The sequence below is a fragment of the Desulfobotulus sapovorans DSM 2055 genome, assembly GCF_059569355.1.
On record NZ_JCANVJ010000007.1, the window covers coordinates 91032 to 107916 of the forward strand.

A 16885-nucleotide genomic window follows, 5' to 3' on the forward strand; every position below is an offset into this window, starting at 1 on the left:
AGGAAGAGCCATGGAAAGCAAGTGGAAGATGCAGGCCCGGGGACTGGATTTTTATTACGGATCCTTTCAGGCCCTTTACGGTATTGATCTCGCCTTCCGGGAACGGGAGGTAACTGCCCTGATCGGGCCTTCCGGATGTGGAAAGAGTACCTTCCTGCGCTGCTTAAATCGCATGAACGATCTGATTCCCGTCAGCAGGGTGGAGGGGGAAGTGCTGCTGGGCGATCAGAATATCTATGCCCCTTCCGTGGATGTGGTGCGTCTGCGGCGTCGAATCGGTATGGTATTCCAGAAGCCCAACCCCTTTCCCAAGACTATTTTTGAGAATGTGGCTTATGGTCTGCGGGTTAACGGTATCCGGGACAGGAATGCCATTGCGGATCAGGTAGAAAAAAGTCTGCGGCATGCGGCTCTTTGGGAGGAGGTGAAGGACCGTCTCCATGAGTCGGCTCTGGGGATGAGTGGAGGGCAGCAGCAGCGTCTGTGCATCGCCCGTGCCCTGGCTGTGGAGCCAGAGGTGCTGCTCATGGATGAACCTGCTTCTGCCCTGGATCCTCTGGCCACCCAGAAGATTGAAGAACTGATCCATGAGCTGAAAAAGGATTACTCAATTATTATTGTGACCCACAACATGCAGCAGGCGGCAAGGGTTTCTGATGTGACAGCCTTTTTTTACATGGGGCGCATTATTGAAACCGGTGAGACCGATGCGATTTTCACAAATCCGAAGAACAAACAAACGGAAGATTACATCACCGGTCGTTTCGGGTGATGGAGAAAGGAATAAAAAAATGGGTTTATTTCTTCATCATGAACTGGAACGCCTGAAGAAAACGCTCCTTTCCCTTGGAACCATGGTGGAAGACCGGGTGCACAGAGCCAGCGCTGCCATTATGGGTATGGATGCGGATCTTGCCCGAAAGGTGGTGGGTTCAGACCATGAAATTGATGACATGGAAGTGGAAGTGGAAGAGGAGTGTCTGAAGATTATCGCCCTCTACCAGCCTGTTGCCGTGGATCTTCGTTTTCTGGTATGTGTAATCAAAATCAACAATGATCTTGAGCGGATTGCGGATCTGGCGGTAAATATTGGCCGCAGGGTGGTTACCATGGCAGATGCCGGAAACGGTGTACCCTTTTACGATTACAGGAACATGACCGCCAAGGCCGGTGAAATGCTGAAAAAAAGTCTGGATGCCTTCGTCAATATGGATGCGTCTCTGGCCAACCTGGTACGGGCCATGGATGATGAGGTGGATCTGATGAAAAATGAGGTCTACGATAAGGTAAAGCGTGCCCTGCGGGAGCGTCCGGAAGATGTGAGTTATCTGATCAATATGTTTCTCATTTCACGGCATCTGGAGCGCATTGCGGATCATGCCACCAATATTGCGGAAGAAGTGATTTATGTGATTGAGGGCCAGATTGTGCGGCACAGTGTGGCCAGACCGTGAAGGGAGCCTGTGCATGGTGAAGGAGAGCATTCTTGTGGTGGATGATGAGGAAGATATTCTGGAACTCATCCGCTACAATTTGAGCCGGGAAGGGTATGGTGTTCTTCTGGCCACAACGGGAGAGGAGGCACTGCGTCTTGTGAAAAATGACTCTCCGGATCTCATGGTGCTGGATCTCATGCTGCCCGGAGTCGATGGCCTGGAAGTCACGCGTCGAATTCGCAGGCAGGCGAAGGGGGGAAGCATTCCCATTGTCATGCTTACGGCTAAGGGGGAAGAGGCCGATGTGGTGTCGGGTCTGGAACTGGGAGCCGACGATTATGTTACCAAGCCTTTCAGCCCCCGTATTCTGATTGCCCGCATCCGTTCCGTATTGAGACGTCGGCAGCTTCTGGCTGCGGAGTCTGCCGGGGATGGGGAAGGCGTTCTTGAAAAGGCTGGGTTGTCCATTCATCCGGGACGCCATGAGGTGAGAATGGATGGCCTGCTTTTGCCCCTGACCTGGTCGGAATTTCAGATTCTTCATTTTCTGGCGCGGCGGCCTGGATGGGTGTTTACCCGCACCCAGATTGTGGATGCGATCCACGGGGACAATTATCCTGTGACCGATCGGAGTGTGGATGTGCAGATTGTGGGCCTTCGGAAGAAACTTGGCGAACATGGAAAACGCATCGAAACGGTTCGGGGTGTGGGGTACCGTTTCAGGGAGTAAGGCATGGTAAAGAACAGACCACTTTTGTGGCAATTGTATCCTTCCTATCTTCTGGTGATTCTTGTGGGCCTTGTGGCGGTGAGTCTGTATGCCGCTGGTACCATGAAGACTTTTTTTATGGAAAAGACCCAGGAAGAGCTTCTGGCCAAGGCGTACATCATGAGATCCAGGATGTTTTTTCTGCTGGCTTCGGAGCAGTATGCAGAGGTGGACAAGGTCTGCAAGGAAGCAGGGGGAGCGGCACAGACCCGTTTTACTGTGATGCTGCCATCGGGTGAAGTTATCGGGGATACGCAGGAAAACCCTGAAGTTATGGAAAATCACAGGGAAAGGCTGGAAATGGTTCAGGCGATTTCCGGTGGGGTCGGGGTGGTTTCCCGGTACTCAGAAACCCTGAAACATTCCATGATGTATGTCGCCATTCCTTTGGAGCATTCGGGAAGTCTTGTCGGAGTGCTGCGGGCAGCCGTGCCCCTGACGGCCATTGATACAGCGATCCGTGGTCTGCATGTGAGAATTTTTGCCTGTGGCTTTCTGGTGCTGGTGCTGGCAGCCTTTCTTTCCTGGTTTATTTCCCGCAAGATTGCCAGACCTCTCTTTTTTCTGCGGGAGGGTGCCCATCGTTTTGCCCGGGGAGATCTTTCCCACCGTCTTTTTGTGCCCCGAATTGAGGAAATGGCAGCCCTTGCCGATGCCATGAATCAGATGGCGGGGGAGCTGGATGATCGTATCCGCATGGTGGTGAGGCAGCGCAATGAGCTGGAGGCCGTATTGTCCAGCATGGAAGAAGGGGTGATCGCCCTGGATGGAGAGGCCCGCATTCTGCGCATGAATGGTGCCGCTGCACGGATGTTTCAGGTGAATGCCACCACCTATGTCCACAGAGGGGTGCAGGAAGTGGTTCGAAATCTGGACGTGCTGCGTTTTGTGGACAAGGCCCTTGCCGCAGACAGTGCCGTGGAAGCGGATATGGATCTGCACCAGTACGGCAGCAAGGTGGTACATGCCCACAGTTCTCCCTTGAGGGACGGGAGTGAAGCGCGTATCGGCACCTTGTTTGTCATCCAGGATGTGACCCAGTTACGCCGTCTGGAACATATGCGCAGGGATTTTGTGGCCAATGTTTCCCATGAGATTAAAACGCCTCTGACCTCTATCAAGGGGTTTGTGGAGAATCTCCGTGAAGAGGGGCAGACCGATCCCCAGGAAGCCCAGCGTTTTCTGGCCATCATTGACCGGAATGTGCACCGCCTGATTGTTCTTGTGGATGATCTTCTGAAACTGTCCACCATTGAGCAGGAATCAGAAAACAGGGATCTGCTTCTTGAGGAAAAATCCTTGAGGGAGGTTCTTTCTTCGGCCATTCAGCTTTGTCAGCCTAAAATTGAGGAAAAAAAAGTTACTGTGCTGCTGGAATGCGCAGAGGATCTTAAAGTGGCTATGGATGCTACTCTGATGGAACATGCGGCGGTGAATCTTTTGGACAATGCTCTGAAGTATTCTCCTGAAGAAAGCCGTATCCATATAGCGGCTGTCCAGGAGGGGAGCTTTGTTCGTATCTCTTTTGCCGACAGCGGTATGGGCATTGCCGAAGAGCATCTGCCCCGGCTCTTTGAACGTTTTTATCGGGTGGACAAGGCCAGAAGCCGCAAGCTCGGGGGGACAGGTCTGGGGCTTGCCATCGTCAAGCACATCATGAATGCCCATGGTGGCAAGGTGCTGGTGCACAGCCGTCTGGGGGAGGGCAGTGTTTTTACCCTCTATCTGCCGTTTTAAGCCGTGCTGTTGCGGGTGATGTTCTTGTGTTCTCTGAAAATTTGGATATGATACCCTGAGACTGTGATGCGGTCTGTCGGAGGATCAATGACGGAACTTTTCAATGAGAACAGGTAGGGCCAGACCCCATGGATCTTGAAACACTCAAGGCAAAATTCAAGGACAGATCCGTTGCGGATATCAAGGATATCAATCTGGCGCTGAGGGCAACTCCTTTTCTTGTAAGGGAGGTTATTCGCCTGGAGGAAGCCCTTGTGGATGCCGATCGGCGTATTGAGCACATGGGGGGGCTGTTGCGGCGCAGTCCGCCCAGTGAGCGGGAGGGACAGAAGGATGAAGCTTCATGGAAAATATGGACGGACGAGAGGAAAAACCGTCTGTATATCCAGCTTTTTGGTAAGCTCGAAAAACGTTCGGCAAAATTGATTTCCAATGCCATTCTGTCTGTGATGGAAAATCTGTCGCCTGGTTTTGCCGTGGTGCTGGATGTCCGGAAAATTTCTTCGGATATTGACTCCAGAACCCTTTTTTATTTTCGTAAAACAGCCTATGCCTTTGCCCTGGTGCGTTCTCACCCCATTGTCCGGGTTATGGAGGAAGGGCAGAAAATGGCCTTTCTTTTTGAGCCCCAGGAAGGTTGCCCGCCCGTCTCCCGTGTACGGGATGTTCTTCGGGTGCGCAGTGTTGAAGAAGCGGATCATCTTCTGGACAACCTCGGAAGGCATCTGCGTGCCTGACCCTCTGTAAACAGGCTAGGGAGGTTTTTTTTGGATCCTCTTCTGGAGGCGGATCGGGTTCTTTCCGGAGAGAGAATTTCCGATGCCTTTTTTCTTGATGTGCTGGGAACGGAACCGTCCCGGACAGCCCTTCTTCTTGCGGCGACAGACCGTATCCGCAGGGCTTTTTTCGGGGATACGGTAAGGCTTTGTGCCATTTGCAACGGAAAATCGGGACGCTGTTCCGAGGACTGTTGTTTCTGCTCCCAATCCGCCCATGTGCATACCGATATCCCGGTGTATCCGTTGCTGTCCGAAGAAAAACTGGCGGAAGGCGCTCGGATGGCAGCCTTTTATCCCCTGGATCGTTACAGCGTTGTGACCAGTGGCCGGGGGCTGGAAGGCCGGGATCTGGAAGCCCTCATTACCGCCTATGCGGGGTTTCCCCAGGGTGAGCTTTCCTATTGTGCCTCTCTGGGAATCCTGGAGGAGGAAGATCTGCGGCGTTTGAAGGCGGCAGGAGTGAGCCGCTACCACCACAACCTGGAGACCGCTCCTTCCCTTTTTTCTTCCATTTGCAGCACCCACAGTTATGCCGAGCGTTTGCAGACCCTTGCCGCAGCCAAGCGTGCCGGGCTTGAGGTCTGCTCCGGCGGTATCTTTGGGCTGGGTGAAAGCGATGCACAGATTCTTGAGTTTGCAAAAATCCTGGAAAACCTGAATGTGGATGCCATTCCCATAAATTTTCTTGTGCCCATTGCGGGTACGGCCATGGAGGCCTCTTCTTTTCTGTCGCCTCTCCGCTGTCTGAAGATTGTGGCAGCCTTCCGGTTTCTTCTCCCCCGAACGCCCCTTATCATCTGCGGCGGCAGGGAACAGAATTTTGCTTCCCTTCAGGCCCTTGTTTTTTCCGCAGGGGCTACGGGACTTATGACCGGAGATTTTCTCACGACTCCGGGACGGGCTATGGAGAGGGATCTTGCCATGCTGAAGGATGGGGAATGGCAGATTCTTCAAAAATAACTTTTTGCAAGGAGGTTTCTGATGAGCATTGAGCGTGTGGTGATGGCCTTTGCCGGAAGCATGATCCTGCTTTCCCTTCTCCTTTCCTGGGGCCACAGTCCCTACTGGTTGTGGTTTACTGCCTTTGTAGGGGGCAATCTGGTACAGGCGGCCTTTACGGGTTTTTGTCCCCTTGCCATTGTTCTGCGTTTTCTGGGACTTAAGCCTGGAACGGCCTTTGAGAAAAAATCCTGATACCTGCTTATACCCTCAAGGCCTGATCTGAATTGTTGTGGATCAGGCTTTTTTTTATCTGGCTTCCTGGTTTACGGTGCCCCCGCATCCCAGTTCTCCCCCAGAGTGGACTTTCTGTTCGGAATTACTTGACCACGCCTCCCCTCCCTTTTATAACTACACATTAATTTTATTAAATCAGATGCTGCGGACTTTCTTACTAGGTGCCGCAGAGCATAATGTGCAGCCTCTTTATTTTGATGCGGAACGCTGTTTTGTTTTGGTCGGGAGGTTTCTGTCATGAAGGAAAAAAAACGGGTACCAGGAATCCGGATAGCGGGATTGCTATGCTGCATGTCACTGTTTCCCTTCTTTGCCCAGGGAAAGCCCCTGCATATCACCGCGCCCCATACCCAGGCCATGTACCAGGCTCAAAGTTGGGAAAACGGTGGCGAAGGGCTGACGGAGGGCTGGGTGTGCGGCACAGATGCACTGACGGTGGCGGCTTCCGTGATCCATCGTCTTAAAACGGCAGCGCATGCTATCCGGGAAGGTCGAGAGGCCGTGGTGCGTGCCCATAATGATGCCCAGATGGCCGCTTCCCGTGTTCAGGAAACCTTCAGCGGTTTCAGTTCTGCCCAGGTGGATGTCCTTCTGGAAGGTGCCATGCTGAAAAACGGACGTTCTTTTCAGGAGTGTCTGGGAGACCTGTACCAGATTGACCAGCAGTGGGGGGAGCAGTTTACCCGTGGTGAGGACATCTGGGATATCCGCCCCGATCCGAGACGTTATACCCTTTCGGAGGGAGGCGGACATCACAGGGAGGGAATGCGTTTTACCCGTCAGAAGGAAGGCGCACGGCTGGTATGGGAGCTTCTCGACTGTTTCACTGTGGAGGAGATGCAAAAAATGCAGACGGCCATGAAAACAGCCTGGGAAGAAGCCCTGCGTGAACGGGATGCCTGGGAAAAGGACATCCGGCGCATTGTCCGCCATCATGCTGGTACGGCCCCCAAAACAGGAGAATAGGATACCATGACCCTGAAACGGCTTTGTTTGTTTCTGTTTCCTGCCTTTCTGTTTTTCTTTGCAGGCTTGCCCCATGCCCGTGAAAATCAGGATCGGCTTGGTGAAATCCGGCGCATTCAGGCCATGCTGGCCGTTTCCTGTGATCCAGCCCTTGAAGAGATACAGGATCTCATTGAAAAGGGCAGCCGCTATCATATGCAGGAAAGGCGGCGTCTGCACAGCTATGCGGCCCTTGTGGAAAAGCACAGGGATCTGGTTGCCCCGTTTGTCCTGGCTTCTGACCCGGTTCAGGGGGTTGATGCGGGGGTGTTCAGAAAGCGTTTTGATGCACTCCGGGAGCAGGCCAGATCCCTTCAGCTTTTAAGAAAAGCGGATTTTGGTGACCTCCCTGAGGGGCTTTCCATGGCAGCCGCAGCCGCAACGGGTGGAGATCCGGAGGGGGTGGGGCAGGCTATCTTTTATTATGAGGATCAGCCTCTTGAAAAGGGGGAGGCAGCTCGTATCCCCGGACTTGGGGAAGGCGCCACGCAAAAGGATGGCATTCAGTATTTTGAAAGAGAAATGGTTCTGCTGGAAGAAGACTGGGGCAGGGCCCGCAGAAAATACCTCGAGGACTGGTCTGCATCCGAGGAGGTGAGGGAAACCTACAGACTGCTTGATGCACTGGCTCTGGAGATGACGGAGGAAATCCGGCCGACTTATGAGGCCGTTCTTAAAACTCTGGGGGAGCGTTACGACAGTGGCCATTATGCCCATTGTCTGGGATGGAAAACCGGAATCTGGCGCTATCAAATTAAAAAGGATGTTGGCGTACTGGAAGCTCTGCTTCCCTACTCTCCGGGGACTCCGGATACCTTCTGGGAAATTCCCGGAACCGGTTTCCGTTTTCCCGAACCCGTAAAACTTCCGCCCATTGCACTGGCCGAGATCCCTGAGGATTTTCCCTTGGATCTGGGATTGAAACGCAATGGGCAGGCCCATCTTGCTTTGGGAATTGAACAGCAGAAGCTGAAGGCCAAGGCGGGAAGGGAAGGTGTGATGGCTGCGGGAGCCTATCTCGCAAGTTTTGTGGGACTGGAGGGCGTTGCCGATCAGGCCGTTGGAGAAGCTTTCAATGTTTTCCACGGAGTTGTGGAAGGGTTCGCTTCCCCTGTCCATCTGGTGCAGGGCATTGGTACCATTTTCACCATGGATTTTGATGAGCTGAGTCACTGGGTGGTGGGTTCCACTCCCTGGTCGGATCGCCCGGGGCCGGGTGAGACCCTTATCGAAATCGGAGGCATGACGCTCAGTGCCATCTATGAGACGACACACGGTGCCGCCATGGGGATGGTCAATGTTCTGTCCGGCGAGCCGGATGATACCATCAGTGCAGAAAACTTCAAAAACTGGACAGTTTATGCGGATCGGGCGGAATCGGCCCGTGAAGCGGTGACGGCCCTTGAAAAATTTGTTGGAAATGCTCTGGCCGACCTTGCCACAGGCTACATTTTAAGTTCGGCAAAGGCGGCAAGGGTTGCTGAGGATGCGGCGCAGACGGCGGCGGATATGTCCCGGGCTACAAGCAGGGTTTCAAAGCTGGATGATGCCGCACGGCTGCGCCTTGCCGGGAAGGTGGAGGATATCCCCACCCAGACCATGGTGGACGATCTTGGACGCAAGCTTGCCGCATCCCAGGAGGATTTGAAAAAAGCCTTCTCTGAGACCCTCAATCCTCCTCCAAGAACTATCCCCTATTCAAAGGAAATGCTTCCGGATGCGGACGATCTTCTCAGAAGAGTGGGAGAATCCACGGACAGGGGGGGAATGAATGCCTATCTCCGTCTCAATGACGATGTGGGGATCAAGGTTGGCCATAAGAGCCAGATCAAGATGTCCGCTGACACCCTTGATGATGCCGGACGCATGAAGCTTGCCGAAATGAGCAGCGCCCGCGATCTTGATGACGCCGGTCGCCGTTTTCTTCAGGAGGCCACCCAGGATTCCTCCATTGCCCGTCTTCCCCAGATCAAGGAGCGTTTTTACATTGTGGAGGATCCTGTTTTCGGTTCCCGGCGTTTTGACAGTCTGGCGGATATTCCCGATGGCAGCCGTTACCGTGTGGCGGATGTGATGGAAAACATTCCCCCATCCAGCCATGCGGCCACCCTTGCGCGCAACAATCAGCTTACCGAGGGGCATCTCAGGGCTTACGAAGCTTTCATGCGGGATCTGAACAACAAGGGCTATATCTGGCCGGACAACAAATTGGAAAATTTTGCCTTTGAAGCCATTGATGCGTCTGCTGGGCGTTACAGGGTTGTTCCTATGGATACGGGAGGGGTGTACAAGCTTGGAGATCTGCCTCCGGGAACCGATGCCGGAGATCTGGCCCGTAAAATTCAGACCGCCTATTCCAAAGCCTATGAGGCTCCGGGGATGGATACCCCGATCAACAAGATCTATGCCTTTCTTCAGGAGGGCGGGAAACAGGGAATTCCCATGGAGATTCTCGAAGATCTGGATCGTTTCACCGGGGTACAGAAAATTAACAGCAGCGCCTTTGGACATGCGACGACCTGGGGAAGCGGACTTCGGATTTCTTCACCGAATCAGCCCTGGGCCAGTACCTATGGGCAGCTTGCCGGTCAGACCGATGATGCGATCCGGGAGGCACTGGAGCAGGCCACATCTGCCAGTCTGGCGAAGAATCCTGCATGGGTGAAGGCGGAGCAGCTTTATCAGGAGCAAAAAGGATTGATGGCCCAGTTCAATGGTAAAATGGAGGAAGCCCTGAGGGTGCTGGATGACATGGCTACGAGGCAGGCGGCAGAAACCCTGGCAGAAAGCAGCGGCAAGTCCGTCATCAACCCCCTTCTGGCGGCAGCCGCCCAGCAACTGGCGGTGGAAGTCAGCAAGGCTTCCGAGCTGGGTCTCTGTCTGTCTGTGAAACAGCAGGTGCTTGCGGGAAAAGTGGCGGACTGGCTTAGGGATGCCTGGAAAAAATGTATCGAGCTGGGGTATGCCGAGGCACTGGCCCAATAGGGACGGAGGAGAAGATGCAACATAGACTGCATACTGGCATACCGGTTCTTCTGATCCTGTTTTTCTGTTCTTTTTCCCTCGTCTGGGCGGGGGAGAATCCGGCAGGAGAAGAAAGTCCCGGGGAATTTGTGGCACGCAAGCAGCGGGAGATGGCGCAGCATCTGAAAGACCTTCAGGATGCTTATCGGAGCTGCTGTGCTGCGGAAGAGTTGTCACGGCCTGATCCGGTGAGTCTGGAGGCCATTCAGGAAGCCCTCCCCAAACCCAGAGAGCTTCGTTTTATCTTCAACCGCTCCGGCCCGGAAGGTCAGCCAGTTTCCAGGGAACCTTTTAAAAAAGAGGAAGGGGTAAGGTCTCTGCCCGGCAAGCTGGGAGAACCTTTCATTAATACGCCTTTTCCCCTTTCCGGAGGAAGAAGCCGCACACAGGCCGGGGCCATCAGGGTTGCCCAGGATGCCCTTTCCGGAGAACTGCTGGGACTGAATACCCGTTTTACCCTTTCCGGATGGTCTGGAACCCTTCTTATCGAACAGCCTCTTGAAAAATGCTGTACCGCTTTCAAACCGTACAGCGATGATCCCAGTTATACCGGATCGTATCACACACCGAGTGGCATGTGGCTTCGGGGACTCTGTACAGGGTTTGCCAAGTCCGGTGCGCCTTACTATCACCCCCTTGAGATCAATCTGCTTGCTTCTGGAGAAGATGTGGTGAATTTCAGACTGAAAACCTCCGGACTCAGCGTAGCCCCTTCCGGAGGCGATATCCGGTTCAGCGGTTCCGGTCTTGCATTTCTTTCCGGAGAAATCGGCGAGAGCTTCCGTCAGGAAGGGGGAGAGATTCAGGAATGTTACCGGATGGTGAACCTTCGGGCAGACGGAGGAGATGCTGGCGCTGTCTATGGTGGAAACGGAAGTACATCTCATGGAAAGCGTTTCTCTGCGCCTCAATCTACAGGCATGCAGAAGAAAGAGGTTTTTTTTGATGTATTCCGGTTTAAGGGGATTTTCTTTGAAGGGCAGGAATATACCCGTTCGGGAAGCATGATGGGTTCAACAGATCTTTTTTCTCCCAGAGGGCAGCCCTTCAATGCCCTCACCCTTCTGCCTCCGCTTCTTCTCATTGAGCATGGTGGAGATCGGGTGGGAAGCTCTGTGCAGCAGAAGGTTCCGGCAGACGGGGGTGCTTTGGGACTTTCTCCCGTACCTTTCAAATATGAGCACATTGAAGGATCTTCTGTGCTGCTCTCCCAGCAGGGCAGGATTGCACCCCAGGGGACTCCCGGAAAAACGGCCTTCCGCCTTAGTCTCGGGCAGGGTACATGGTTTCTGAACGGCGATATTACCACCAACCTGTATGCCATGGAGCTGGACAGCGCCATGGAAAAATCCCTTGTCGCCCTCGGCAGGACACATCCCGTGCGTATCCGGGTGGCGGGGCCGGCCAATCTGGAGACCTACAGAATTCAATGGCAGGGAAAGGGATGGCTTAAAGCCAGTACGGCTTTTGTGCGTCAGGGAGAGTTCTGGATCGCTGAAAATGAAATCCGGATTCAGGATGACAACCTTATGGGGAAGGTCGTGACGCTGGGTGTGCAGGCCAGCAGAAGCCAGGAACCCCGACCTTCAGGACGTGACTTGCGGGGGCTGAACCAGCTGGTATGGGAGGCCCGTTTTCAGGTGGTTCCCGGTATTGGCGATCTGGGGCTGGAGCTGGCGGCCAAGGGCCAGATGCCCACGGACAGGGGGGTGGATCTTTTTTTTCCAAACCATCTGGAGCAGGGCATGAGCGTATGGGCACTTCCCGTATTTCGTGATGCCGGGGGGCGTTCCCTGCCTCCGGATGTTCAGGAAGGCCTTAAAAAAGTTCCTGTCCGTCTGCACAGTGATGCTCCCATGGTTTTAAGAATGGTGAATGGCCTGACGGGGCAGGTGACAGGCCAGGTCGGCAGTGCCGGACTTGTGGCGGAGATCACAGAGCAGGATGCAATTCAGTCCGGTATGGTTCTGCCCCTTGCCAGGAAGGATCTGCGCTCCCGAAAGGTTCAGGTGAATGTCAATCAGCTTTTGCTTTACCGCAATGCCCCTGAGGGCAGAAAAGTCCCCTGGCGCTTGCAGGTCGTCGGCTCAGCGGACATGGGGGAGAGCCAGGCGGTGTGGCATACCGGAGGCGGCAGGATGTTAAAACCTTTTGTCCGGGGAGGAGACGGGCACTGGATCAGTTCCCTTGAGACATCGGAGTCTGTCACGGGGGTGGAGATTCTGCGCAAGGGCTTTGTGCTGGCCCGTCTTCCTGTGGAAAACGAAGGGAGGCGTGGGTTCATTCCGCCCCAGGCCTCCATCCGCATGTTGCCGATCCGTGTTCCGGGCACCCTTGTGGATACGGTTACCCCTGTGGATATGGGCAGCCTGATGAGCTTAAGCGAGTGCCGGGATCAGCTGCGTCTCAATTACCCCGGGGTGTATGCCACAGCAGGCAATGATACCCTGAATGCGGTGTGCCGTCCCCAGAGGGAGGCGGACAGGGAAAGAATCCGGGAAGAAAGGGCTTTGCAGAAGGATCAGCAGAAGATTGTCCGGGAGCTGGTCCGGCAGGGGCGTCAGCTTGTGGTTTTCAACGATACCGCTGAACTTTCCGCCGTGATCAACGGTTTTTTCGATCCGGAACGGATGCTTTGCCGGTGGCGGGTGGAAAAGGGGGGATCCCTTGATGTGCGTGAAAAGGAGACCCTGATTCGGAGGGTGGGGCAGGATGGGGTCTGCCAGACCACGCTGGCGGGTTTTGAGGGGGATTTCGATATTGAAGCGCTTGCTGTGGTTGAACTGATCTATGTGCAGCCGGAAAGTATGCCCGGCCAGTTCAGTGGCGGAGCAAGTCAGTTCTCCTCCACGGTCATGGATCGTAACGCTCTGGAAACATGGGTGAAACAATGAGGATTACACAGACAATCCATAGCGGACTCTTCTTTTTCGTCCTCCTGTCCATGCTGCTGCCCTGTCCTGTCAGGGCTGTCAGCCCCTCGGTTCTGGATGAAAGCAGACAGCCGGTTTTCAGCGAAGACTGGAAAGAACAGTTGAAAAACCGTGAACGGCCAACGCCGGAAAGGATTCGTGAGGGCCATCTTACTCCCGGTACCTGGACTGTTGAAATCCTCGACAGCAAGGTTATCCGGGGGCATAACCCGGTAAACAGCGAGGAACCCCTCTATAATTTTACCCTGAACGGTGTGAACTACAGCTTCAATCACCATGTGGTGGAAGATCCGGGACTCATTCTCAAGGTGGCCATTGCCATTGACAGTCAGGGGGCGGCGGGGCTTGACCTGAACAACCCGGAAACGAAAAAGGCTGTGGCACAGCTTGAACAGATCAGCAAGGGCAGTATTTCCATCAATCCTGTTCCCAAGCCCGGCCCGTCTCCGGCTCCCGGCCCCTCTCCTTCCCCGGAACCCGGCCCTGATCCGCTTCCTCCCGTCGTCTGTACTCCCCATACCCTCACATCCGCTTCGGACTTTTTTCAGGTTCCCGTTGGAATTCTCGTGCAGGGGGCAGGGGCGGTTTCCTGTAACCTTGGCAATGCCACGGGGGCGATCCGGGAACTCTACATCCAGAACCCCATGGCAAACTGCGCCACCGGAGGGCGCCTCTTTTTTTCCGACAGTCTTGCCGGTTCTGATGTCCGTATTCTTTCTCCAGGAGCGGGCATGAGCCGCTACAACGGCCCCTGTGGCGATCTCAATGCGGTGGAGGCCATGGGGATCAACCATGAGGCACTGCTCCGTATCGACGGGAAAAATTACCGCCTGCGTTTTTCCACCGCACACGGAGGCCTTGTTCAGGGAATGACTCCCGTACCGCATTCTCTGACCTACCTGAACATCACCGTTTATGATGTTTCCCTGACACCGGAGTGAGGCTGCCATGAACAAAGCATCATCCTGTCTTTCGGCATGTCGTGTCCTTGTGCTTGTTTTTTGCTTTTTTCTGCCCGCCACAGCCCAGGAAATGCGGACTTTCACGCCCATCCGGAGCCGAACCGCACAGTCTTCTCTGCCTGAGGGGGTTCGTGAGATCCAGCCGGCACAGCCTTTGCCCGCAGGTACCCTGGCGCAAACCCTGGAAGCCCTTTCTGAAAGCTGGAACACACCGGAGTTCATGAAGTTTGTTTCCGAAAAATTTTATGGAGCCGCTCGCCTTGGCGACAACATGAACACGTCCACAGCCAAGGATGCCCGTCTTCAGATTGTGGGCGTCCGTAATCCCGCAATTTTGCAGCAGGTGGTAAAGGAAGATGCTGAAGGCGGAAGGCTTCGGGTCTCGACGATTTCCGTGATCGTTGAGAGCCTTACCGAATACAACGATCCCAGGCATGGCTTTATTTCTGCTCCCGGGACCAATGAGCTGGTGATGGATATCATTGAAAAGATGGATTAAGCGAAAAAGGGGCGCACCGTGAAAAAAACACTCTCGCCGCTGCGGGCGGCACTGATGATCGGCGTCTTCCTCCTTTGTCATGTTTCTGCCGTTTCCGGAGCCATTGATGGAGGGTCTTCCTGGTGGGAGGCTTATGATCTTTCCATGCAGGTGGGCGCCAATGCCGCTTATTACCGTTCCAAAGGGCCTGCGGGTTCCTACCGTCACCAGCATGATCAGTATTACAGCAATTTTAATTTTACCTTTGAAAACAATCATAATCCCTACAACCTATCCAGGGGATACGTGAGCGGGGTGTTCAATGACTCTCCCTACCGTGCCGACCGCAACGGACTGCTGGTGGAGCGTATGAACCTGCATCAGGAAAATGGGGAGTATGGCCTGCCCTGGCGACTGGATCTCGGAGACTACCATGCCTTTACCACGGCCCGTACCATGCAGCGGCCGGTAAAGGGCGCACAGGTGGAACTTCAGCCGGGAAAGCTCAGATCCGCCGATACCTCCCTGCTTTTCTTCAGCGGAGGGGTGGCCCAGGATTATACCAATATTCAGTACAATGAGGATCTGTATCAGGGAGCCTCTTTCCTGATGGCATGGCCCGAAAGCCGTCTTTCCTTGAATTATACCCATAACAGTCAGGAACCTGGATCAGGGTTCGGCACCTCAAGGCCTGCCATGCATCAGCATGTCTATGGGGCTGCGTTCCACAGAAAAGGACAGATTGGGGGACAGAATCTGGAGATGGATGTGGAAATCAACCGTTTTGAGGGAGATCGTCTGGAAAAAACGGAAAAAGACCGCACAGAAGGCATGGGCTATTTTTTCTATCTTCGGGGACGGAGTGCAGCAAGCCCTCTGAGCTACAGCTATCGTTTTGAAGACTATGAGCAAAGTTATCTTCCCCGGGGGGCTTCCATTGCATCGGGCAGACGAAGCCATGAGCTTCGGGGTACTTTAAGGGCGGGACAGGCCACCAGTATTGCCCTGCGTCAGCAGTTTTTTCAGGATGCCGCAGGAAAGCCTGAAGAGGCGGATACCCTTGTCAGCGGTGTCAATGTCAGTACCTCTTTTTCAGGGTTTCAGGGGAAAAGAATGAATCTGGCCCTGGACATGTTCCGTCAGACCTATGATGCACCTGCCGCTGAAAGTGAAACCCATGCCCTGAGCAGCACGTTTTCCACACCCCTTCCCGCAGCCATGACGCTCCGGCTCAACGGTGGTTTTCAGGATCTGAACGTCAGGCAGGGGGGGGCTGGGGATCGGGAGCTTTTTCAGTACGGACTGGATGTGAGCCGCTCCCTTGCATTTGCTGAAATAGCGGCCTCCCTTTCTCTGGGCTATCAGTTTGTCAACCTGCGCCAGCAGGGACAGGGATCGCGGGATAGTGGGGTGAACCTTGCCGCCAGCCTGAGCAGGGAGGCCCACCGTTTTCGTTGCAGTTATCGCCATCTGGCCCAGAACCGGGATACGGGACTGGTTGACAATACCTCCAATGTTTTCAGCGCTGCCTATGAATATGTTTACCATCAGCATCAGTTCCGGCTTGAAATGGAAAATTCCCAGCGTCATCCGGAGAACAGCCCCAGCAGCCGGGACACCCGTTTTATGCTGGTATGGAATTTTACCCTGGATCGTCCTGCCTCCGGTATCTCCCGCAGGTTCGAGGAGCTGCCGGTTTCCGCACCAGAGAAAAAAACAGAACAGGTTCAGCTTCTGGATGGGAACAGCCTGGAAGGGCTTTTTCCGGGAAGTGATTTTGACAGGGTTCTGGAGGCCCTTGCAGGTCGGGGGATCCTTGGAGGGGTTCAGGAAGGACGGTTTCGCATCTTTGAGACCCTCTGGTTTGAGGAAATCAGCCAGCGTCAGCGTCTTGTTCTGGAGCGTACAGGCTCCCGCCTGACCCGTGCCGGAATCCTCATTGATCTGGATGCTGTCGGTGAGCCGGAAAGTTTTGAGCACCTTTATGAACGCCTGCGTTCTGTTCTGATCCGGAGATACGGGGCTCCCATCAGTCAGGAGAAAGGGGTTTTTGAACCGGGTATGGCGGATGAACTGAGGGCGGGACGTTTCCTGAGAATCAGTGACTGGCATACCCCGGCGGGCGTTATCCGTCTGGGAATTCCCCGGCGCATGGATGGAAGGATCAGGATTGAGGTGGTGTATGCCTCCTCCTTCCCCCTGTCCGCTATCATGGGGTGGGGTTTTGAGGATATTCAGTAGAAGGATGTGCAAAAAAGAAGGATGGAGGCGGATATGCCGTTTGGGGAGAGTCCAGGTGGGGAGGCCTTGCCGTTCCGGGGCTTATCCTTGCCTATGCCATTATCCTGAGGGGGAGAACAGGCGTACATTTACCCGTACAGCAGTGATCCCATCGTTTTCATGCTGGAGTCCGGGAACGATAGCTGAAGCAACGGTGGAAATAAGCAAAGTTTTTTTCCGCCAGACCCCATGAGAAGGCCGGTCTGGCCCATTTGTCTGGATTGTCCCCGATGACCAGAATCCCGT

The 16885-nt window shown here is 54.4% G+C and carries 13 protein-coding genes; all 13 read left to right on the forward strand.

Annotation, left to right across the window (positions count from 1 at the left end; translation table 11 throughout):
* Positions 1-10 precede the first annotated feature (10 nt).
* The 13 genes from pstB to BR04_RS07680 all read left to right on the forward strand — a co-directional run bounded on the left by pstB (position 11) and on the right by BR04_RS07680 (position 16600).
* Complete coding sequence (pstB, locus tag BR04_RS07620; RefSeq protein ID WP_496355402.1) at positions 11-772, forward strand: phosphate ABC transporter ATP-binding protein PstB; 762 nt, start codon at positions 11-13, stop codon at positions 770-772.
* Positions 773-791: 19 nt separating this feature from the next.
* Positions 792-1454, forward strand: coding sequence for a phosphate signaling complex protein PhoU (phoU, locus tag BR04_RS07625; RefSeq protein ID WP_496355403.1), 663 nt, complete (start codon positions 792-794; stop codon positions 1452-1454).
* Between the two features lie 13 nt (positions 1455-1467).
* A complete protein-coding gene (locus BR04_RS07630; RefSeq protein WP_496355404.1) occupies positions 1468-2166 on the forward strand; it encodes a response regulator in 699 nt (232 codons plus the stop codon).
* 3 nt (positions 2167-2169) lie between these two features.
* A complete protein-coding gene (locus BR04_RS07635) occupies positions 2170-3942 on the forward strand; it encodes a sensor histidine kinase (protein ID WP_496355405.1) in 1773 nt (590 codons plus the stop codon).
* Positions 3943-4070: 128 nt separating this feature from the next.
* On the forward strand, positions 4071-4679 hold the full coding sequence (locus BR04_RS07640) for a hypothetical protein (protein WP_496355406.1): 609 nt from the start codon (positions 4071-4073) through the stop codon (positions 4677-4679).
* Between the two features lie 30 nt (positions 4680-4709).
* Positions 4710-5681, forward strand: coding sequence for a biotin synthase BioB (gene bioB, locus BR04_RS07645; protein WP_496355407.1), 972 nt, complete (start codon positions 4710-4712; stop codon positions 5679-5681).
* A 21-nt stretch (positions 5682-5702) separates the two neighbouring features.
* A complete protein-coding gene (locus tag BR04_RS07650) occupies positions 5703-5915 on the forward strand; it encodes a YgaP family membrane protein (RefSeq protein WP_496355408.1) in 213 nt (70 codons plus the stop codon).
* A 333-nt stretch (positions 5916-6248) separates the two neighbouring features.
* A complete protein-coding gene (locus BR04_RS07655) occupies positions 6249-6923 on the forward strand; it encodes a hypothetical protein (RefSeq protein WP_496355409.1) in 675 nt (224 codons plus the stop codon).
* Between the two features lie 6 nt (positions 6924-6929).
* Positions 6930-9947: a hypothetical protein gene (locus BR04_RS07660; RefSeq protein WP_496355410.1), complete on the forward strand. Its 3018-nt coding sequence runs from the start codon at positions 6930-6932 to the stop codon at positions 9945-9947.
* A gap of 14 nt (positions 9948-9961) precedes the next feature.
* The gene (locus BR04_RS07665; RefSeq protein ID WP_496355411.1) at positions 9962-12880 is read left to right on the forward strand and encodes a hypothetical protein; all 2919 of its coding nucleotides are present in this window, start codon (positions 9962-9964) and stop codon (positions 12878-12880) included.
* The gene (locus BR04_RS07670) at positions 12877-13860 is read left to right on the forward strand and encodes a hypothetical protein (protein WP_496355412.1); all 984 of its coding nucleotides are present in this window, start codon (positions 12877-12879) and stop codon (positions 13858-13860) included. The genes BR04_RS07665 and BR04_RS07670 overlap by 4 nt, the downstream gene beginning before the upstream one ends.
* Before the next feature lie 7 nt (positions 13861-13867).
* Positions 13868-14380: a hypothetical protein gene (locus tag BR04_RS07675; RefSeq protein ID WP_496355413.1), complete on the forward strand. Its 513-nt coding sequence runs from the start codon at positions 13868-13870 to the stop codon at positions 14378-14380.
* Between the two features lie 18 nt (positions 14381-14398).
* Positions 14399-16600: a hypothetical protein gene (locus tag BR04_RS07680; protein WP_496355414.1), complete on the forward strand. Its 2202-nt coding sequence runs from the start codon at positions 14399-14401 to the stop codon at positions 16598-16600.
* Positions 16601-16885 lie beyond the last annotated feature (285 nt).